Source organism: Anaerovibrio sp. JC8, from assembly GCF_002100115.1.
Classification (GTDB): domain Bacteria; phylum Bacillota; class Negativicutes; order Selenomonadales; family Selenomonadaceae; genus Anaerovibrio.
Window position 1 is genome coordinate 85011 of the sequence record NZ_ANBM01000005.1, and the last position, 21282, is coordinate 106292.

General features: G+C 45.8%; 23 protein-coding genes. 1 reads left to right on the forward strand and 22 read right to left on the reverse strand.

The annotated features are described in order from the left end of the window. Window positions 1-524: 524 nt before the first annotated feature. From rlmD to D081_RS06205, 18 genes are all read right to left on the reverse strand, one after another. On the reverse strand, window positions 525-1889 hold the full coding sequence (gene rlmD / locus D081_RS06120) for a 23S rRNA (uracil(1939)-C(5))-methyltransferase RlmD (RefSeq protein WP_085023280.1): 1365 nt from the start codon (window positions 1887-1889) through the stop codon (window positions 525-527). Between the two features lie 115 nt (window positions 1890-2004). Then, entirely contained in the window at window positions 2005-2670 is a 666-nt protein-coding gene (locus D081_RS06125; RefSeq protein WP_085023282.1) for an HAD family hydrolase, read from the reverse strand. A 104-nt stretch (window positions 2671-2774) separates the two neighbouring features. Then, on the reverse strand, window positions 2775-3311 hold the full coding sequence (locus D081_RS06130; protein WP_085023284.1) for an HD domain-containing protein: 537 nt from the start codon (window positions 3309-3311) through the stop codon (window positions 2775-2777). Further along, entirely contained in the window at window positions 3311-4495 is a 1185-nt protein-coding gene (hisZ, locus tag D081_RS06135; RefSeq protein WP_085023285.1) for an ATP phosphoribosyltransferase regulatory subunit, read from the reverse strand. Before hisZ ends, D081_RS06130 begins: the two co-directional genes overlap by 1 nt. A 33-nt stretch (window positions 4496-4528) precedes the next feature. After that, on the reverse strand, window positions 4529-4825 hold the full coding sequence (locus tag D081_RS06140) for a YerC/YecD family TrpR-related protein (RefSeq protein ID WP_085023287.1): 297 nt from the start codon (window positions 4823-4825) through the stop codon (window positions 4529-4531). Window positions 4826-5066: 241 nt separating this feature from the next. Beyond that, entirely contained in the window at window positions 5067-7133 is a 2067-nt protein-coding gene (gene recG, locus D081_RS06145) for an ATP-dependent DNA helicase RecG (protein ID WP_085023289.1), read from the reverse strand. Between the two features lie 30 nt (window positions 7134-7163). Beyond that, window positions 7164-7892 (reverse strand): PTS glucose transporter subunit IIA, encoded by a 729-nt coding sequence (locus tag D081_RS06150; protein WP_085023291.1) that lies wholly within the window; start codon window positions 7890-7892, stop codon window positions 7164-7166. A gap of 16 nt (window positions 7893-7908) precedes the next feature. Next, window positions 7909-8649: a SagB/ThcOx family dehydrogenase gene (locus tag D081_RS06155; protein WP_143272145.1), complete on the reverse strand. Its 741-nt coding sequence runs from the start codon at window positions 8647-8649 to the stop codon at window positions 7909-7911. A 76-nt stretch (window positions 8650-8725) separates the two neighbouring features. Then, the gene (hisIE, locus tag D081_RS06160) at window positions 8726-9427 is read right to left on the reverse strand and encodes a bifunctional phosphoribosyl-AMP cyclohydrolase/phosphoribosyl-ATP diphosphatase HisIE (RefSeq protein ID WP_085023292.1); all 702 of its coding nucleotides are present in this window, start codon (window positions 9425-9427) and stop codon (window positions 8726-8728) included. A gap of 411 nt (window positions 9428-9838) precedes the next feature. Further along, a complete protein-coding gene (gene hisF / locus D081_RS06165; RefSeq protein ID WP_085023294.1) occupies window positions 9839-10597 on the reverse strand; it encodes an imidazole glycerol phosphate synthase subunit HisF in 759 nt (252 codons plus the stop codon). 5 nt (window positions 10598-10602) lie between these two features. Continuing rightward, window positions 10603-11334: a 1-(5-phosphoribosyl)-5-[(5-phosphoribosylamino)methylideneamino]imidazole-4-carboxamide isomerase gene (gene hisA / locus D081_RS06170; RefSeq protein WP_085023296.1), complete on the reverse strand. Its 732-nt coding sequence runs from the start codon at window positions 11332-11334 to the stop codon at window positions 10603-10605. Between the two features lie 33 nt (window positions 11335-11367). After that, window positions 11368-11973, reverse strand: a complete 606-nt coding sequence (gene hisH / locus D081_RS06175; protein ID WP_085023298.1) for an imidazole glycerol phosphate synthase subunit HisH — start codon at window positions 11971-11973, stop codon at window positions 11368-11370. A gap of 42 nt (window positions 11974-12015) precedes the next feature. Next, entirely contained in the window at window positions 12016-12795 is a 780-nt protein-coding gene (locus D081_RS06180; RefSeq protein WP_085023300.1) for an FkbM family methyltransferase, read from the reverse strand. 33 nt (window positions 12796-12828) lie between these two features. Further along, a complete protein-coding gene (gene hisB, locus D081_RS06185) occupies window positions 12829-13419 on the reverse strand; it encodes an imidazoleglycerol-phosphate dehydratase HisB (protein WP_085023302.1) in 591 nt (196 codons plus the stop codon). A gap of 1 nt (window position 13420) precedes the next feature. Then, window positions 13421-14491 (reverse strand): histidinol-phosphate transaminase, encoded by a 1071-nt coding sequence (gene hisC / locus D081_RS06190; protein WP_085023304.1) that lies wholly within the window; start codon window positions 14489-14491, stop codon window positions 13421-13423. A gap of 18 nt (window positions 14492-14509) precedes the next feature. Continuing rightward, entirely contained in the window at window positions 14510-15853 is a 1344-nt protein-coding gene (gene hisD, locus D081_RS06195) for a histidinol dehydrogenase (RefSeq protein ID WP_085023305.1), read from the reverse strand. Continuing rightward, a complete protein-coding gene (gene hisG / locus D081_RS06200; protein WP_085023306.1) occupies window positions 15853-16521 on the reverse strand; it encodes an ATP phosphoribosyltransferase in 669 nt (222 codons plus the stop codon). Before hisG ends, hisD begins: the two co-directional genes overlap by 1 nt. 172 nt (window positions 16522-16693) lie before the next feature. Further along, on the reverse strand, window positions 16694-17887 hold the full coding sequence (locus tag D081_RS06205; RefSeq protein WP_085023308.1) for a dicarboxylate/amino acid:cation symporter: 1194 nt from the start codon (window positions 17885-17887) through the stop codon (window positions 16694-16696). Between the two features lie 198 nt (window positions 17888-18085). Between D081_RS06205 and D081_RS06210 the strand changes: the two genes are divergently transcribed. Then, window positions 18086-18841, forward strand: a complete 756-nt coding sequence (locus D081_RS06210; RefSeq protein WP_085023310.1) for a TSUP family transporter — start codon at window positions 18086-18088, stop codon at window positions 18839-18841. Between the two features lie 28 nt (window positions 18842-18869). Here D081_RS06210 and D081_RS06215 read toward each other — a convergent pair whose 3' ends face one another. The 4 genes from D081_RS06215 to D081_RS06230 all read right to left on the reverse strand — a co-directional run bounded on the left by D081_RS06215 (window position 18870) and on the right by D081_RS06230 (window position 21272). Next, window positions 18870-19133, reverse strand: coding sequence for a GIY-YIG nuclease family protein (locus D081_RS06215; protein ID WP_085023312.1), 264 nt, complete (start codon window positions 19131-19133; stop codon window positions 18870-18872). A gap of 22 nt (window positions 19134-19155) precedes the next feature. After that, window positions 19156-19689, reverse strand: coding sequence for a peptidylprolyl isomerase (locus D081_RS06220; protein WP_369823998.1), 534 nt, complete (start codon window positions 19687-19689; stop codon window positions 19156-19158). Window positions 19690-19750: 61 nt separating this feature from the next. Beyond that, a complete protein-coding gene (locus D081_RS06225) occupies window positions 19751-20677 on the reverse strand; it encodes a D-alanyl-D-alanine carboxypeptidase family protein (RefSeq protein ID WP_085023316.1) in 927 nt (308 codons plus the stop codon). 25 nt (window positions 20678-20702) lie between these two features. After that, window positions 20703-21272, reverse strand: a complete 570-nt coding sequence (locus D081_RS06230) for a hypothetical protein (RefSeq protein ID WP_085023317.1) — start codon at window positions 21270-21272, stop codon at window positions 20703-20705. Window positions 21273-21282: the final 10 nt, after the last annotated feature.

A 21282-nucleotide genomic window follows, 5' to 3' on the forward strand; every position in this document is an offset into this window, starting at 1 on the left:
GCGCTCAGCTCCACCTCAGCTTCCACCTCAGCTTCCAGCTCTGCTATGGATTCTGCTAGATTATAGCACATCTACATTCTAGCAGTTCCACATTCCCAACCTATGAAAAAGGTAACGAGAGCTGAACACGTCTATCTCACCTCAGTAACCACGCCCGTTCCCGAGTTGATATGTTTCCAATTTCAGAGCAACATTATTGCAACATTCCCAACTATGCCATTATCAGAGCTACATACTCAACCCTAATGCAAAAAACAGCAGAGCAACATACTCAATAGGATAGTTGAGTATGTGGCTCTGCTGAAATTCACTAAAAAGCTGTTTTTCTGGCACAGCTAAAATCTTTATTTTTACACTTTTTAAAATCTCGTAATCCCTTATACCACAAGGGTTTACGGGGTTTTTATTTTCTGTTAATAAGTACTACTGTCTCAGTGGTTCGCTGTTAACCGCTCTGCTTTCTCTGCGTTTAGCAATCGCGGACAGCTATCACATGGTCAGTGCTTACTGATTCTTCGGTCGCTTCACTTCCTCACAATCAGAGCCACTGACTCAACGTGGCTGCTGGACACGAACATGTCTACTGGCTGGACCTTTTCTGCCTTGTAGCCCAGTTTATCCAGTATTTCCAGATCACGGGCCAGGGTGGCCGGGTTGCAGGATACATAGACAATGCGGTTTGGCTGCATATTGGCAAAGGTCTGCAGTACCACTTCGGTACAGCCTGCCCGTGGCGGGTCCACCACGATTACATCAGGACGGATGCCCTGATTATACAGGCGTGGCATTACCTTGGTGCAGTCTCCTACGATGAACTCGGCATTCTTTACGTTGTTTTCACGGGCGTTTTTCTCTGCGTCCTTGATAGCCGGGCTTACAATTTCTACGCCATAAACCTTATGAGCCTTCTGAGCCAAGTAAAGGCTGATGGTACCCGTACCACAGTAAGCATCGATTACTGTCTCTTTACCCGTAAGCTGAGCAAACTCCAGTGCCTTGTCATAAAGCACCTCTGCCTGCTTGGTATTAACCTGGAAAAAGGAACGGGCAGAAACATTAAAGCTGAACTTCCCCAGCTTAGCCTTAATAGTTGGACGTCCCCACAACAGCTTGGTCTCCCGGCCCAATATAACATTATTTCTATAAGTCTGGATATTCTGCTGAAGGCTAACCATCTGAGGCAGACGGCTTCGAAGCATCTTAATAATTTCCTTTTCACGACTCAGCTGCTTGGTGGCAGTAACCAGCACCACCATAAGCTGTCCCTTTTCACCGGTGCGGGCCACCACATGGCGCATAACACCAGTATGACGGTCCTCATCATATACAGGAATATTCAGCTTATCTATTACCTCACGAACTGCACTGATGGCCTCGTTATTAATTTTGTCCTGAATCATGCAGTCAGAGGAATCAATAATCTTATGAGTTCCTTGGGCAAAGCAGCCGATAATAGTCTTGCCCTTTTCACGGCCCACAGGGAATGCCACCTTATTGCGGTAATTCCACGGCTCCTTGGCTCCAATGGTAGGCAACACGGGGAGATTCTTGAGATGGCCTATACGTTCCATGGCATCCTTCACCTGCTGATGCTTGGCCTTTAGCTGTCCTTCATAGGAAAGATGCTGCAGCTGGCAGCCACCGCACTCCTTGTAAATACCACAGGAAGGCATCACACGATCAGGACTTGGCTTTAACACCTTCACCAGCTTGCCTGTGGCATAGCTTTTCTTCACTTCACTAATCTTTACGGTGAGCTCCTCCTCTGGAAGACCTCCCACAACAAATACAGTGAAACCGTCAATACGGCCCACGCCTTCACCGCTACTGCCCAAGCTATTGATTTTTATATTGTATTGCTTTCCCTTTTCTACAGGAACCTTAGCCATTTATTTTCCTCCAAAACATAAAGAGGGCGTCACCCTCGGAATAATTGCATGGTATATTATACCACAAACATCCAAAGCTGACGCCACACCTTAATAATTACTTTTTTAGTTGACCTTACTTTTTGAACTGTACCTCAAAAAGAAGATCTGTTGGCTTATCCAGAAGCATTTTAGCTCCATTTTTCAAAAGCTCCTCATCCTTGCGGAAGCCCCAACGGGCACCAATAGGAAGGAAGCCTGCATTAACGGCAGTCTGCATATCCACGCCGCTGTCGCCCACATAAGCCACCTTTTCCGGCTCCACACCAATTTCCTTGCAAATTTCCAGGCAAGTAGCTGGATCCGGCTTTCTTGGATGACCCGGACGGTCACCCATTACAACCTTAAAGGTACCAGGCTCAAACAAAATGCTTATAATTGTCTTTGCCGCATCCATTGGCTTGTTGGTGCAAACAGCCATAGGAACATCCTTTTCAATGAGCTTCAGCAGCAGCTCACGAACGCCTGTATAGGCACGGGTTTTATTCAGCACCTTACCGTTATAAATCTCTCTGAATTTTGCCAACGCCTTTTCATAAAAGGCTCTGTCCTCGGATTTGTCAATTGGCAATGCTCTTTCCACAAGCTTGCCAATACCATTTCCTACAAAATATTTATAGGCCTCAACATCATGTTTTGGCAAATCGTATGCCGCAAGCATTTCATTACAGCTGTCTGCCAAATCATCTATTGAATTTATCAATGTTCCATCTAAATCGAATATTACTGCTTCGTAGCGCATAACTTTCTCCGCCTCTTTCTTCCATAAATAAATCTCGTACGATTTGTAATATTCTATAAAAAAAATTAATATCCTGCAAATTTTTTAATTTTTTTGAAGACAGCTTAATTTAAGCTGTCCGCTTCCATCAATACCTTAAGAACAGCCTGCTCATTAGCTAATAATTCTTCATTTTTTCCACTATGGTGACGAAGTACAATGTCAGCTTCGTGAATCATCCCCAGCTTCATCAGCTCAGCGCAGCCTATTTCAGGATGATTATAATAACGGTACATTATTTCCTTAAAGTAGCTGTCACTGGAGCGCTGACTGTTATTTACGGACCATTCATGGAAGAATTTATCCAGCAAAACCCCATAGGTTTTTTTGATGCTGTTCATCCTTGGACCACGGCCAATATCATGTAAAAGACAACAGCGCTTTAAAAAGTCCATGTCAATAAAGTCGACCAGCCCCTGCTTTTCAGCAATATCCACTGCAGTTTTCATAACACTAAGGGTGTGACGCTGATCGGCTACCGTCATGTGATAAAAGGCCTGCTGAGCCTCAGGGGACAGCAGGTCATTTATTGTATTCTGTTCTTCCTTATTGGGGCCCTTTGCAAGAACCCCCTTAAAAAACTGAACTATTCTTTTTATCATTATCTCACGAATATCAATTGCTGATATCCCTTTCCTGCACGATATTCCTCCGCATCCTGTTCGGTGGACGGTCCCATGGCCATTTCACATGCTTCCCCTGCCATACGCAGCTTCTGAACTGCCTTTATAGCCTCCGGCTCCTTCCCTGGTGCAAAGGCCACATACACATCCCGTTGGGTCTGTGGTGCCTTAAGTCCGTGACGCTCCAAAGCCAGCATTACACGCTCTATGCCAAAGGCAAATCCAGTGGCTGACATATCTGTGCCAAAATCCGTCAGCATATTGTCATAACGGCCGCCACCACACAATGGATAGCCAAGCCCCGGTGTATACGCTTCAAACACCATACCTGTATAATAGCTGAAATCACGGATTACACCTAAATCAAAGGTAATATACTCAGATACACCATAGGCTTCCAAAAGATTGCAAATCTCAGAAAGATTATCCAATGCCTTCCGGGACTGCTCGTTGTTCACCATGGAATAAGCCTTCTTCAAAATTTCACGGTTACCGTGAAGAAGAGGAATCTCCTTAACCATTTTTCTGGCATCATCTGAAATATCTGCCTTATCAGCTATATTATTAAGTCCTACAAGATCACGATTTTCAATGGCCGCACGGATATTGCCCATTTCCTTGGCACTTAAACCGCACTGCTTCATAAGGCCATTAATAAAATCAACCTGTCCAAGGCAGATAATAAAGTCATTGAGGCCCGTCTTTTTTAAGGCGGATATTGCTAAAGCGATTATCTCTGCATCAGCAGTTGCCTTATCACTGCCCAACAGCTCAACTCCCGCCTGATGGAATTCACACTGGCGACCAGTCTGAGCCTGCTCATAGCGGAATACGGAGCTGATATAAGACAGCTTCAATGGCAGCTTGTCTTCCTTCATACGGGAGGCAGCCACCCTGGCAATAGGAGTAGTCATTTCATAGCGTAGAGCCATGGTACGGTTATTCTTATCAAAGAGCTTAAACATATGAGGCTCCAAATTGCTGCCATTACCCATGGTAAGGGTGTCCAAAAATTCAACAGTTGGAGTCACGATTTCATCATAGCCCCAAAGGTTGAATTCTTCAGCTATAGCCGCTTCAATGGCACGCTTGCCAGCAGCCTCACGAGGTAAAAAGTCTCTTGTTCCATAAGGGATTTCCAAAACCATATCTCTATTTTCCATAGTCACTTCTCCTACGCCCAACTTGCTTTAATACTATTTCTTGTCCTTTAAGCGGTCAAATACCAGTGAATATCCGTCTGCACCATAATTCAGGCAACGCTTTACCCTGCTGATGGTAGCTGTGCTGGCTCCGGTACGGCTTACAATATCATCATAGGTGTGATGATCCTGCAGCATACGGGCCACCTCCAGGCGCTGGCTCATAGCCTTTATTTCACTGATAGTACAAATATCCTCAAAGAACTGATAGCATTCCTCCACAGTTTCCAATTTTAAAACTGCCTCGCAAAGCTGGTCGTTCAAATCATCCCTTAACTTAGGATTTACCATAAATACACCACCTATTACTAAAATGTGTTTATTCGCTTTCGTACTTTTATTCTTTCACGCTTTACTTTGTGAAAATATAGATATATTATACAGCAGTTGTTCAAATTTTTCTATAAAAATATAGAAAAAATGCCGCCATAGTTTTTATTTCATGACAGCATTTCGAAACAGCATATTTGTTTCACTAAAATTTCACTATTTTTTCACTATTTTTCACTATTTCTTCACTATTCTTCACTAATCAGGTGTCGGTAATGTTCATAAAATGCTCTTTGTACTGAAGTTCCAAAATTGGCAGCACATAATCCAGATCCACCCTGTTTTCCATGGTTTCCAGGGCTGCCCGGCGGGCCTCCAGCAAGATATCTATATCCTGCAGTACGTCAGCAATTTTAAGGTCTGGCAGGCCGTGCTGCATGGAGCCAAAGAACTGTCCCGGGCCACGGAGCTTTAAATCCTCCTCAGCCAAGATAAAGCCATCAGAGGTGGTTTCCATAATCCGCATACGCTCCTTGGATACCTCGGTTTTTCCATCTGTTACCAGTACACAGTAGGAGCTGTATTCACCACGCCCGATACGCCCACGAAGCTGATGAAGCTGGGCCAGACCAAACTGTTGGGCATTTTCAATAACCATCATGCTGGCATTGGGCACATTGACACCTACCTCAATAACGGTGGTTGCCACCAGCATTTTTAGGCGTCCCTCGTAGAACTCCTGCATGATATCTTCCTTTTCCTTCTGCTTCAGCTTGCCATGAACCAGCCCGCAGGGAATATCACGGAAAATGCCGTGGGTCAGCTCATCATAAACCGCCTCAGCAGAAAGAAGATTACTTTCCTCGCTGTCCTCAATAAGAGGGCATACCACATAGCCCTGGCGTCCCTTGGAAATTTCATCCCGCATGAACTTATAAATAAGCTCCCGCCTGTCAGGGGTACGCACAAAGGTTCGCACCGGCTTTCTTCCCGGTGGCAGCTCACGAATAAGGGACACATCCAGATCCCCATATACCGTCAAAGTCATGGTACGGGGAATAGGGGTTGCAGTCATAACCAGCACATCCGGCATAAGAGTCCCCTTCTTTTCCAGCTCAGCACGCTGATTAATGCCGAAACGGTGCTGCTCGTCCGTTACCACCAGTCCCAACTTTTTAAAGGCCACCTGTTCCTGAATAAGGGCATGGGTACCAATTACAATATCTATTTGCTGAGATACAAGCTCCTCATATATCTGTTCCCGTTGCTTTTTCGTCAATTTTCCAGACAAAAGAGCCACTTTTATTCCAAGTGGCTCCAGCTGTTTTACGAAACCTTCATAATGCTGTCTGGCTAATATTTCTGTAGGAGCCATAAGGGCTCCCTGATACCCGTTTTCTACTGTCTTTACAAGGGCCAGCATGGCGATAACCGTCTTGCCTGAGCCCACATCCCCCTGCACCAAGCGGCGCATAGGCACAGAACTCTCCATATCATTGCAAATATCATTCCAGGCCTTTCGCTGGTCCCCAGTCAGCTTAAAAGGCAACAGCCCCATGAGTTTATCCACCATTACGCTGTTAAGCCCATGTCTTATGCCCTGCTTTTTCTCCTGGGTCCGCTTCTTCAGCATCATAAGGCCGCACTGTATAAGATACAGTTCCTCAAAGGCCAAGCGATTTCTGGCCTGCTTCACCTTAAGAAAGTTATCTGGAAAATGAATGCCCTGAAAGGCCTCACTGCGAGATAACAGATTATAATGCCTTAAAATATTATCCGGAACCACCTCTGGAATGGTATCCACGCTGTTTAACAGTTCTCTAATGGATTTACGGAAAAACTTCTGATTAAGTGACTCCGTGGAAGGATAAATGGGAAGAATTCCCAGCCCCTTGGTTTCATCCTCATCAGCATCCATAATCTCGAAGGAGGAAAGCTGACTCATGGCGTACTGGCCCTGACCACCAAAGGCAAACTCCACCTTTCCGGTGGCAAAAACCTTTTTTCCTGGCTTCAGCTTTGCCTTCAAAAAGCGCTGATTAAACCAGGTAATCTGCACAAAGCCTGTGCCATCACTGACCATGGCAGTGAGAATAAACATATTTCGCCGTCCCGCCCGCTTTTCCTGCAAAGAGGTTATAACGCCGGAAATAGTGGACTTTTCCCCTGGCTTCAGCTCCCCGATAGGGGTAATACTGCTCTGATCTTCATAACCCCGGGGATAGTGGGTCAGCATATCAAATATTTTGCTTATACCTAATTTTTTAAGGAGCTGAGCCTTCTTTGGTCCGATTCCCTTCAAATATTGAATATCCTGCTCCAGCTCCATAAAAATCCTCCAAAACTGCTATACTTACTTTTATTCGCCACCACCGCTGTTCAAGAATACACCTATGGTTACGAAAATAACAACCATTATGACCACGAGGCCCACAAACATGGCTCCCAGCTTCACCCAGTTAGTGGAATCTTTAAGGAACTCCTCGCTTTCATTTTTTAGCTCATCAATAACTGATTTATCCTTTGGTGGCTCCTTAACTTCCTTATCAGGAGCTTCTGCAGCCTTTTCTTCTCCAGCAGGCTTTTCCTCCTCAGCAGGGGCCTCTTCCTTAATTATTTCAACTACCTTAAATATCTCACCGGCACCAGCCTCAACATCGCCTACATTGGCCTTGATTTCCGTGCCATCCTCTTCCTCAGTGACAACTATTACCGGCGTAATAGTATTAATCCCCTTTTCCTCAAAGGCTCCCAAATCGTACTCTGCCACCAAATCACCGGCCTGGACCTTCTGGCCCTGCTTTACATGAACGATGGTGGTCTTATCTGCCACATCATGGGCCTCCAAGCCTACATGAACTAAAATATTAAGTCCCGTATTAGTCATAAAGCCGATAGCGTGCTTAGTGGCAGCCACTGCAGAAACTATACCGCTAACAGGGCTATACAGCATACCATCCTTTGGAATAATGGCCACTCCGTCACCCATCATTTTCTTGGAAAAAGTATCGTCTGGCACCTCAACTAAATCCACGATTTTTCCTGTCATTGGTGCAAAAATAGAACTCTCTCTTGTATTCTGAGCCATAATAACTCAACCCCTTTTATCTGATTTTGCCCACATGTGCCGCATAGACCATGAATTCATCTTCCCCATCAAGGCCTAATTCGCGGTTCAGCTCTTCATCGTTAAAATGTCCTATGGCACAGCATCCAATTTCCTGGGTATAGCAAGCCAAATAAAGATTTTGGCATACATGACCCGCATCCAGATAAAGATACTGCAATGACCTTCCCCCAAAGGCATAGTCCATTCTATCAAGAACTGCCGCCCACATGAATGTAACGGCACCTGCATCATACATATTAATTTTATTAAATCCCTTCCGCAGCCTTTCCTTGACGCCATTACCGATGTCAATTGGCAGAAGTGCATGCTCGAAGGCCAAAAATCTGTATAAACCCTTTTCCAGGCCCTCAACCTTATCTATATAAAGATAGGTTTCAAAGGCGTTTCTGGCACCGGCCGAAGGCACAGTGCGCTTAGTGGCACCGGCAGGAAGCACCATCTTTACCCCCTGGGTACACCACAACAGAAAGGACAGCTCCTTCATGGTAAGAGGCCTCTCACTGTACTCACGGACAGTGGAACGAAGCTCCATGAGCTCCAAAAAACTGACTTCCTTATCCTCCAGATAATCCGGCTCCGGCAAGGCTATCAGCTGGGCATCTTCAGGATATGGCTTCTGGGGCATAGGCACTTCTTCATGGTTAATCTTTCTTGTATTAAGATTATTTTTTACCAACGAAGCCTCCCGCAAAGCCTTAAATATATCCTTGTACATAAAAACGCCTGCCTTTCAAAGTATCACTACCTATAATTATAACTCAAAGGACAGGCGTTTTAAATACATTATTAGCTTAATCTACTGGGCGAATGCCAGTTTTTCCCGTAAATTTGTGATAATCGCCACCATTATGACGATTTACCAGCTCACAGAACACTTCCTCAGGATTAATATTGTGATATGCCATCAGTACAAGACAGTGATACCAGAGGTCACCCATCTCGTAGATGATTTCATTTTTGTCGTTGTTTTTGGAGGCAATAATGGTCTCCACAGCTTCCTCCCCAACCTTCTTAAGGATCTTGTCCTGACCCTTTTCAAAGAGATAGTTGGTGTAAGAGCCTTCCTTTGGATTCAGCTGACGGTCCTTGATAACATCATAAAGCTCGTTCATGATGTTGGCCAGATACTTATCTTCAGGCTGGTCCACAACGGCCAGTGCCTTATCGTTTTCCAGCAGACGACGGCCGCTGAAGCAGGAATATGTGCCGGTGTGGCAGGCGCCACTGCCCTTCTGATGGACAATAACCAGCAGAGTATCCCCATCACAGTCGTAATACATGTCCTTTACCTCCTGGACATTGCCGGAGGTAGCCCCCTTGTTCCACAAGGATTTGCGGCTGCGGCTCCAGAACCAGGTGGTTCTCGTTTCAATGGTCTTTTGGAGAGAGTCAGCATTCATGTATGCCATCATCAGCACCTGGCCATTTTCTTCCTGAATAATGGCTGGTACCAGGCCCTTTTCATCAAATTTAATCATTGAAATGTCAATCATAACGTTTTCCCTCCATTTGTAGTGTATCCGGTTGATAAAGGGCAGTTGACTCCAGCGAGGGACTCAGGACTAAAACTATTTTTTGCGTTTTAATTAGCAGCAAGAAAAGTCGAACTCGCTTCGCTCAAACAGCAACATTTTCTCGCTGTGTAAGAATGCAAAAAATAGTTTATTAACGTCCTTCGCCCAATGCTTCAGTCAATTTGCCCTTATCAACATATATTTTCAAGTAGATCGGTACTAACAAGAGCCATTAAACTACAGCACGTAAGAAATATTTTTTTGCATTCCTGCATTAGTGAGAAAAATTATTTGTTCGAGCAAAGCGAGTTATAATTTTTCTCGCTATTTAAATTATTGTAAAAAAATATTTTAGTGATGTAGTTGAGGCGATGGTTGGTACCGACTACCCTAAAATCTCATTTCTATCCCACGAGATTTCAAATACTCTTTCACTTGACGAACGGTGAACTGACCGTAGTGGAACACCGACGCTGCCAGCACTGCATCGGCCTTGCCCAAAGTCAGCACATCATAGAAATGCTCCAGCTCTCCTGCGCCGCCAGAGGCAATAACCGGCACATCCACGGCCTCGGATACTGCTCTGGTGAGCGGTATATCATAGCCATCCTTGGTGCCGTCCGCATCCATGCTGGTCAGCAGGATTTCCCCGGCCCCCAGTTCAGTGCCCTTCTTAACCCATTCTATCACATCTATTCCCGTAGGAGTCCGTCCCCCATTGACGAAAACCTCCCACTTGTCCTCGCCGGTCTTTTTGGCATCCACTGCCAGCACCACGCACTGACGGCCAAATATTTCCGCCCCCTGCCGGATAATATCCGGATTTTTTACGGCTGCTGAATTTACTGAGGTCTTATCTGCCCCAGCCTTCAGCATTTTCCGCATATCCTCCGGTGTGCGGATTCCCCCGCCTATTGTAAAGGGAATAAACACCTGGGAGGCACAGTCCCGGGCCACCTGCACTATGGTGTCCCGCTGCTCATTGGAGGCTGTGATATCCAAAAATACCAGTTCATCGCAGCGTTCCTCATCATAACGACGGGCCAGCTCCACCGGATCTCCCGCATCCCGCAACCCTACAAAATTGGTGCCCTTCACTACACGGCCACCTTTAACATCAAGGCAAGGAATAATTCTCTTGGTATACATACTGATCACCCCTCTGCCCCGGAGGCCACCTTAATGGCCACAGACAAATCAAGGGAGCCGGTGTAAATGGACTTTCCAACGATAACCCCTTCTATGCCGTCCTCTTCATAAGGAAGAAGAGCCTTTATATCCTCAATGGATTTAACGCCGCCGGAGGCCACCACCTTGATGCCGCTTTCCCTAGCCAGCTTGGCAGTTGCCTCGACATTAACACCTTTTAATGTGCCGTCACGGGATATATCCGTATAGATAATAGTTTTGACACCAACTTTGGCCATTTTCTGGGCAAGGACACCAGCCTCCACATTTCCGGAGACCTCCCAGCCGTCTACAGCCACAATACCGTCCTTGGCATCAATGCCAACCACCACCCGCTCACCATATTTGGCACAGGCAGTCTGAACAAGAGCAGGATTCTTGGCGGCCACAGAGCCCAAGATAACACGCTGAACCCCGGCAGCCAGAACCTCATCAATGTTTTCCATGGTGCGGATGCCACCGCCTAATTCCACGGGAATATTGACCCTGGCAATTATTTTCTTTACCACATCAAGGTTCATAGATTTGCCCGCTCTGGCACCATCCAAATCCACCAGATGCAGATACTGACCCCCAAGAGATTCCCATTTTGCAGCCATTTCCTCTGGCTCGCCGAAAACCGTCTCCTGGGAAAAATCACCTTTGTAAAGGCGTACAGCCTTGCCTCCACGAATATCTATAGCAGGAAAAATAATCATACAATCTTCCTTCCACTAAAACCCCTTGCAAAATTAACTCTCAATAAAGTTTTTAATAATCAGCAGCCCCACATCCCCGGATTTTTCCGGATGAAACTGAGTGGCCATCACATTGTCCCTGGCCACTGCCGCTGTTAGCTTCTCACCGTATTCTGTGGTAGCAGCCACAATGGAACTGTCCTCTGGCACTGCATGATAGCTATGAACAAAGTAAAAATATGGCACCTCTGGCTCATCTTTGAATAAGCATAAATCCTTCTGGGTAAATTCCACACTGTTCCATCCCATATGAGGCACCTTCAGACCAGGAGCATTAATGCGTTTTACCATGCCCTTGAAGACTCCCAACCCCTTGGCGTTTGGAGATTCCTCGCTGCCCTCAAAAAGCACCTGAAGGCCCACGCAGATACCCAAAAGGGGCACTCCCGCAGAAATTCTTTCCATAATAGTTGGAATAAGTCCAGAGTCCTCCAGATTCTTCATGCAGGCCCCAAATTCCCCAACCCCTGGCAGTACCAGCTTTTCGGCATTTTCTATTTCAGCCTTGTCGCTGGTCACCTTCACATCATCAGTAAACTGGGCAAAGGCCTTTTCCACACTGAAAAGGTTCCCCACCCCGTAGTCAATAACAGCAATCATAAAAATCCTCTCGCTACTACCATTAATTTTTTTCCTATTCAATTACCATTCAGTAATTTCCTCTAACCCCTGAACAGTAAACGGTCCATCATTATATAAACAAAGAACATTCATAGACTTTACTTCCTTATCTGGGCCGTCCATAAAAACATGTTCCGGATTACCAAAATAATTATTAGGATTGTAGAGAGGAGGGTTATGGGAATAAATGCGATAATTATGTGAATGAAGCCAACTAAACAGGCCGTGTTTCTTGTCTTCCCTGTCTGCTTCCGCATAAATAACCGGGTGGAAGGTATTTATCAGCTTTTCGCCGCCTCTTAATACTTGCAATTCCATGCCCTCCACATCGATTTTTAGGAAATCACATCTGGGAAGATTTAAAGAGTCCAGAGTAATAGTTTCAACTGGCTCACCTTCAGTGGTGTGTTCCAAAGGCATTCCACCCCAGTTGTTTAACTTTTCCGTATCAAAAACAGGAACTTTTACCGTTCCAGGAACATCAGATACGCATTTCTGCTCACAATAAACATTATATAAGCTATTAATAGCCATATTCCCTGCCAAAATCTGAAAGACCAGTCGCTGTGGCTCAAAGGCCCACACCACTCCACTTGGACCGACCAGTTGGGCCAAATGCACCGTATGAGAACCAATATTAGCTCCCACTTCCACCACACAGTTTCCTGTATGGACTAACATCTCAAAAATATCAGCTTCTCCCTGACAGTATTCTCCATAACATTTCAAGGATTTACCAACATACATATCCAAGTTGTTGTAAATTATCTTACCATACCTAAAATCATGACATAAATTCATAATCAGTTTCTCCGATACACCATTATATCTCCCTTACAATACACCCTTGGTAGAAGGAATCTCATCCGCAGCCTCCGGATCTATTTTCACTGCTGTTCTTAGGGCGTGGCCCAAAGCCTTGAATATAGCCTCCACCTTATGATGTGAATTGGTGCCATACATCACCTTTACATGAAGGGTAATCCCAGCATTAAAGGCAAAGGCCCGCAAAAATTCCTCTGTAAGCTCAGTATCATAGCCACCAATCATTGGAGCCATTGAGCCGCCGGCATCGTATACCAGAAATGGTCTGCCACTTATATCAAGGGATACCATGACCAATGTTTCATCCATAGGAAGGAAGAAGGTTCCATAACGGGTAATTCCCTTCTTATCCCCCAAAGCCTCTTTTACGGCCTCTCCCAGGGCAATTCCAATATCCTCAACGGAATGATGACCGTCCACATTAATATCCCCATTACAGCCCACCACCAAATCCATGCGGCTATGGGCAGCAAAAAGATTCAGCATATGGTCAAAGAAGCCAATACCAGTGTCAATATCGGACATTCCTCTGCCATCAAGACTAATAGTCAAATCAATAGAAGTTTCCTTTGTTTCGCGGATAACCTTTCCTGTACGCATATTAATTCTGCTCCTCCACAAAGGCCTTTACAGCCTTAAACACAGCATCATTTTCCTCACGGTTGCCCATGGATATTCTCAGGGCATTTTCCAAAAGAGGTGCCTTGCCAAAGCTCCTGATGCCTATACCACGGCTTTCCAGATATTCATTCAGCTCCACAGCCTTATCATACTTAAGGAAAATAAAGTTGGTGTTGGAAGGGAATACCTTGAAGCCCTTTAAAGATCCGTACTGCCCCTCCATACGCTTGCGCTCCGCAATGGCCATCTGAATTCTTGGAATAAACTCATCCCGCATCTGGAATACAGTATCTGCAGTAACCAATGTCAGCACATTCATGTGATAAGGCATCATGGACTTGCCAATCATATCTGTCAGCGGTGCTGATGCCAGCATATAGCCACAACGACAAGCCGCCAGTCCATAAGCCTTGGAGAAGGTTCTGGCAATAATCATATTTGGATATTTCTTCATAAGGCCAATGGCAGTCTGGCCCTGGAACTCAATATAGGCCTCATCCACCAGGAATGCACAACTGGTATGGCTGGCAATATATTCAATGTCCTCCAGGGAAGTAAAGCTGCCAGTTGGATTGTTTGGATTACAAATCACACAAAGAGCGGCTTTGCTCTCATTTACCACATTGACAAATTCCTTAACATCCAAACTGTAGTCCTTTTCACTTAAGTTTACAGGAACAGCCTCGGCCTCAGCAGCCTTTGCATAGATGTGATACATGGAAAATGATGGCTGCGGGAATACAATTTTTCTTCCCCGGCCTCCAAAGCAATAAAAGATTTTCTCAATAATCTCGCTGGAGCCATTACCTATAAGGACATTTTCTACGCCAAGACCAAAATTCCTGCCAATAGCCTCCATCAGCATCTCCAAATCCTCATTTGGATAGCGGTTAAAGGCAATTCGGGAAAGACGGCTCATTACCCGTTCCTCCACCAATGGAGGAAGATTCATGCCGCTTTCATTGGCATTTACCTTAATATTCCAGTCACGCTCCACCACATCATAAGAGGGCATATCTGCCAATTTATTTCTATATTTCAACTTTGCCATTGTCCATAGCCTCCTAGCTTATTTCTCAATTTTTCTTATGCGAATGGCATTGGCATGGGCCTGCAGCCCTTCGGCCTCCGCCAGACGGATAATATCATCACTTACCCGGCTCAGCTCAGGCTGGGTGTAGGAAATGAGGCTGGTACGCTTCATAAAGGTTTCCACATTCAGCACTGAATAATAACGGGCGGTACCGCCAGTAGGCAATACGTGATTTGGTCCTGCAAAATAGTCACCCAGCGGCTCCGGAGAATAGGCTCCCAGGAATACTGCCCCGGCGTGACGTACATAAGGAAGCAGCTGGAATGGCTCCTTGGTAAGGATTTCCATGTGCTCCGGTGCGGATACATTGGCCAGCTCAATGGCCTGCATTATATCCTCAGCAATAATAATCAGCCCGTTCTTATCAAGGGATGCTCTGGCAATCTCCTGACGTGGCAGCTGCTGCAGCTGCTTTTCTGCCTCCTGGGCCACCTTCTCAGCCAGCTCAGGACTGTCAGTAATAACAATACTGGAGGCCAGCATATCATGCTCGGCCTGACTCAGCATATCCGCCGCTGTATAGGCAGGATCTGCTGTTTCATCGGCCACAATCAAAATCTCACTTGGTCCTGCCAGCATATCAATGTCGCAGTGGCCATATACAGCCTTCTTGGCCAGAGTTACGAAGATATTGCCAGGGCCGGTAATCTTATCTACCCGAGGGATAGTTTCTGTACCAAAGGCCATGGCAGCAATAGCCTGGGCGCCGCCGATTTTGAAAATCTTGGACACACCGGCTTCCTTGGCAGCAACCAGCACATAAGGATTAATCTTGCCATCCTTTGGCGGAACCATCATAATGATTTCTCCCACCCCGGCCACAGCAGCCGGAATGGCGTTCATAATAACAGAGGATGGATACGCGGCAGTACCACCTGGTACATAGATACCCACTCTATCCAATGGAATTACGGACTGCCCCAAAATAGAGCCCTGTCCCCGATAAGTCATCCAGGAATTTGGCTTCTGCTCCTGATGATACTGACGGACATTGGCTGCCGCCTTCTTCAGGGACTCCACTATTTCCGGATCAGCGGCCTTATAGGCTGCCTCATATTCCGCCTCAGTTACCAAAAATTCCTCTGCCGTAAACTCAGTACGGTCAATGAGCTTCGTATATTTAATAACTGCCTTGTCACCCTCGGCTCTGACCTCGTTCACAATCATATCCACGATTTCTGCCGCCGTCATGTCACGGCCGAACAATTTCTTGTTTGCCTCACGAATTCTTGGATTTAGCTCCACCTGGTCAAATGCAGGCTTTTTCAGCATTTTCTCAACATTTATAAGTCCAGTATCTTTTACATTAACAATCTGCATTACTTTTCCTCCCGAGCCATTTCCAATATCTTTCTTAAATCCTCCGTCATCTGATGGATACGGTCAAACTTCAGCTTGAAGCTGACTCTGTTGCAAATCAGCCGTGCCGTAGCATCCATGATGAAGGCTATTTCTTCCAAATTATTTTCTCTAAGCGTGGTACCGGTTTCCACTATATCCACAATACTCTCAGACAGACCCACTATAGGCCCCAGCTCTATGGAACCATTGAGCTTAATGAACTCCATCTGCATTCCCTTGCTATTGAAAAATCTTTCAGCAATATGAGGGAACTTGGTGGCTACCCTGGTATGGGCATAATCACTGAGCTTGGCCCGTTTCTGGTCCTTGTGTACTGCCATCATCAGGTGGCACTTGCCAAAGCCCAGATCCAGCAGCTCATACACATCCTTGCCGGATTCCAGGAGGACATCCTTGCCGATAACTCCAATATCCGCTGCCCCGTACTCTACATAAGTAGGAACGTCTGCTGTCTTGCTGATGATAAACTTTATCTTCTTTTCTTCATTGGTAATAACCAGCTTACGGGATTTTTCACTCAAATCCTCCGCTGTATATCCAATCTTGGCCAGAAGGTCGGCGGATAAACCAAAGAGCTTTCCCTTTGGCAATGCTATTGTAAGATATTCCATATTATTTGAAGTCATAAGCTTTCCTCCACACGCCCATATTTTTATTCTTTATCTCGTTAAAGTGCTAACGTGATAATACTAACACATTATGTATTCCCCGTCAACCCTAATATGGCGCAGTTTATGAAAAAGCCCCCTGCCGCAGCAGGGGGCTTAATTGGTAGGTTAATGTCTAAGACGATTATTCTTAGCCTTTTTCAGTTGCATCTACAACTACAGCAACGGCACCATCACCGGTGATGTTAACGCAGGTACGGAACATATCCAGTACACGGTCGATACCAGCTACCAGTGCAAGACCCTCCAGAGGAAGACCTACAGACTGGAGAACCATTGCCAGCATGATAAGACCTGCACCTGGAACACCAGCAGTACCAATGGATGCCAATGTACCGGTTAATACAATCATCATCATCTGGTCAATGCCAAGAGGCACACCATAAACATTAGCAACGAACAGTGAGCAAACACCCATGTAGAGTGCAGTACCATCCATGTTCAGGGTAGCACCCAAAGGAAGTACGAAGGAAGCAATCTCGCGGTTAACGCCCAGCTTCTCCTGACAGTTCTTCATGTTAACTGGCAATGCAGCTGCGGAAGAACAGGTAGTGAAGGCAATCATCATCTGCTCGGACATGCCCTTGAAGAAATCAATAGGGCTATGGTTACCCATGATACGTGCCATAGTGGAATATACACCCACAGCGTGGATAGTACAACCAATAGCTACGCAGGCAATAACTGTCAGCAATGGCAGCAATACCTTTGGACCATTTGCAGCAACTACAGGAAGCAGCAAGCAGAATACGCCGATAGGAGCGAGGTCCATGATAATAGCGATAACCTTGTAGCATACTTCAGCTCCGGCATCAAAGAATCTGATGAGAAGATCCGCCCTCTCACCACCAACCTTAACGATACCTACACCGATGAACAGTGAGAATACGATAGTTGGCAGAATTGCTGCCTTAGCCATGGAATCGATAGGATTAGAAGGAATCATGTCAAGGAGAACCTGCATAATGTAAGGAGCTTCCTTAACCTTTGGCTGTGCGCCGGCAACAAAGTCAGCACCAACACCAGGACCGATGATACCAGCTACTACGAAACCGATGGTAATCGCAATAGCGGTGGTAAGAAGATAGATACCTACTGTCTTCAAGCCGATACGGCCCAACTTCTTGGTATCACCAAGGCTGGTAATACCTACAACCAGGGAGAAGAATACAACTGGTACGATCATCATCTTGATGAGATTGATGAACATTGTACCAACTGGTGCAATCCACCATTTGATGAATGGCAGACCTGCTTCACCGGCAACCAGACCGACAATTACGGAAAGGACCAGTGCAATGAAGATTTTTACAGATAAGTTCATTTTGAAATACCCCTCCTTCTTAGATTATATTAACCTATTAGTAGTATAACATAACAATATTATCTGTTTCAACTAAATTATGCTGTTTTTATATGGAAGTATAAATTTTATTTATATGTTCTATACTTTTTAATATATGAAATGGATTTTTTAACACTTCTATTGTATAATAATTGCGTCAGGAAAGGAGTTTTGTCTATGGATTTTGAGATTTTAGGTTTTTTGGCCCTTTTCGGCTTTATTGGTGCGTTTATCGATGCAGCCGTTGGCGGGGGCGGTCTTATTACCATTCCGGCACTTATGTGGACAGGGCTTCCTCCTGTTACAGTATTGGGTACCAACAAGGTGGCCGCTTCCATGGGTTCCATATCCAGCTTCATTACCTTTGTAAGGGCCGGCAAGATGGATATAGAGCTGATGAAAAAGCTGTGTCCCCTCTCCCTTATCGGTTCCTTTGCCGGTGTAATTTTGGTCCAGCACATTTCCTCGGAATTTCTCCGGCCGCTGATTATTGTCATGCTGGTGCTGGTATTTCTGTACACCGTATTTAAAAAAGACTGGGGAAAGGATTCAAAGCCCCAGGAACTTACCACCAAAAAGCTGATTATTTGCCTTATAATGGCCTTTTCCTTGGGATTCTATGATGGATTTTTCGGTCCAGGCACCGGCTCCTTCATTTTATTTTCTTTCATTATGATAGGATATGACTTTATCTTTGCCACCGGCAATGCCAAGGCCATGAATTTTGCCAGCAACATCGCCGCCGCCATCCTGTTCTCATATTACGGCAGCGTGGACTTCACCTATGCCATTCCAATGGGTGTATTTATGGCATTGGGGGCCATAGCCGGCTCCAAGATGGCCATAAGCAAGGGGGTCAGCTACATCCGTCCAATGTTCATCATCATAACGGCTGTACTTATCGGAAAACAGATTATGACCATGTTTGGTTGATAAATAAAAAATGAGCAGTCCTCACGGACTACTCATTTTTTTGTGCTTTATTTTCTTCAATGAGCTGGAGCTTTTGATCCCGGCTCATTTTTTTAATGTGCCACTCACGGCTCATGGCGGCTTCCTTATCAGGACATTCCTCCAAGTAAACCACCTTTACCGGCAGCCGGCCCCTGGTATACTTGCTGCCCTTGCCACTGTTATGGCAGGCCAGACGCTTTTCCATATCTGTAGTATACCCGGTATATAGGGTGCCATCAGCACACTCAAGTATGTAAGCAAATGCCTTCATTTAACTTACCTTCATTTTAAAATTACTCAGCAGCCTTAATCTTGATGCTGCTGATAACCACATCATGAACCGGACGGTCCTGCATGCCGGTCTGAACGTGACCAATCTCACGAACTACCTCCATGCCCTTTACAACCTTACCGAATACTGCATGATGGCCATCAAGCCAAGGAGTAGCAGCCAGGGTGATGAAGAACTGGGAACCGCCAGTGTTAGGGCCTGCATTGGCCATGGACAGGATACCCTCGCTGTCATGACGGAGGTCCTTGTGGAACTCATCCTTAATGTGGTAGCCAGGGCCACCCATACCAGTACCGGTTGGGTCACCGCCCTGAATCATGAAGCCATCAATGATACGATGGAAAATAAGGCCATCATAGAAGCCCTCCTCGGTGAGCTTGATGAAGTTGCCGGCAGTAACAGGTGCCTTGTCCTCGAAAAGCTCCACCTCAAAAGTGCCCTTGTTGGTATCAAATACCGCAATACGATTTGCCATTTTAGAATTCTCTCCTTTTACATTGTCTGAAGCCATGCAGCCGGTGGTCATAAAGAGCATCAGCATCATAGCCAGCACTAAAATTTTATTCATAATTTACCTCCTTGTATTTAACGCCACCCTAACGGCTTCCTAAAAGCTTAAAGCCGTAATCAAGCAGCATAGCACCCTCGGTAAATCTGGTGTCCGTATCCTCGGAGTGAAGAATAACCACCAGCACTTCCTCTCCGTCCCGCTGGGCAGCAACCATCAGGCAGCCCCCCGCAGCATCAGTATACCCGGTCTTGCCACCAATGCACCCCGGGTAGCTTGTAAGGAGATCATTGGTATTTTCACAAAGCAGGGTCTCATCCTGAGGAATTATACTATATACTGTCTTTTCCGGTATGGCTATTATTTTCCTGAACTTTGGATTTTCAAAGGCATGACGTGAAATCACAGCCAAATCCCTTGCAGTGGAATAATGCAGGTTGGAGGTAAGACCGTTGGCATTTTCAAAATGGGTTCTGGTTGCCCCCAGCTCCTTGGCCTTGGCATTCATTTTCTGCCAGAACTGCCATGCACTTCCATTGCCCACCGCCTCCGCCAGGGCAGAAGCCGCCACATTATCGGAAATCATCAGCATCTGGGTCAGCATATCAATCTGGCGCATACTCTGGCCGGTATAGCAATAGGAATAAGGCTTCTCTCCGGCCCAAGGGCTCACGGTAATAATCCTGTCATCCCTGTCATCGTCCAGCACCAGTATGGCCGTCATAATCTTGGTAAGGCTGGCAGGATGCTCACTCTTGTCCCCATTCTTCTCATAGAGGATTTCGCCGGTCTTATTGTCCATCACCACCACAGCATCAGCTGTCACACGGGGCGCCGCCGGCAATACCTGCTGAGTCTTCGCCTCTTTCTTTCCCTTTCCCTGTGTAGCTCTGGAAAAATCATTATTTACCACTGTCTTGGCCACCGCCATGGACGCCACAACGGAAATCACCGACATGGCCACCAGCAGGGTTACTGCCAAGGCAGTAGCTTTCATATTATTCTTAAAAAACAAAACAATCACCTAGTTTTAAAACCTGTCAATTTGTAGGCAAGCCACCATAATTAAACCTCTGTGCAGGCTTCTTTTCTTCCTCGTCAAAGGTTATGATAATTCCCGGATCATCAAGCTCCAGACTGGTATAGGTCCAGCTCAGAAGATAGCGCTGTTCCGTCTCCATCTCAATCAGCAGCTTTTCCTTGGGAACCACCGGATTATAATAAATATAGTAGATATTGCCATCAAGATGCTTATGCTCAGCCTGTCCAAAGGCCTTTTGAAGGCCGGCCCTGGTGGCACCGTAGGTTACCCCGTGAGGTCCCACATAATGCTTGCTCTTGCAGAACATCTCCACCACTTTTTTATCATCGGCATCCACATAAATCTTCTGGTCAGCGGAATAAGTATAGCGGATAACATGAACTCCGCGAAGATACATATCCGTGTCAAAATCAGGCTCCCCCAGCTTTTCAACCATGGTATCATAGCTGTCTCCCAGCCTCAGCCCCTTAAAGGCAAAGTCATCGGCCACGGCTCCAAAGGCAACCGTGGAAATCAGCATTGCCAGCAGGAACAGCACTGCACTTATTCTAAACTTAAAATTCTTCATGGAAATCACC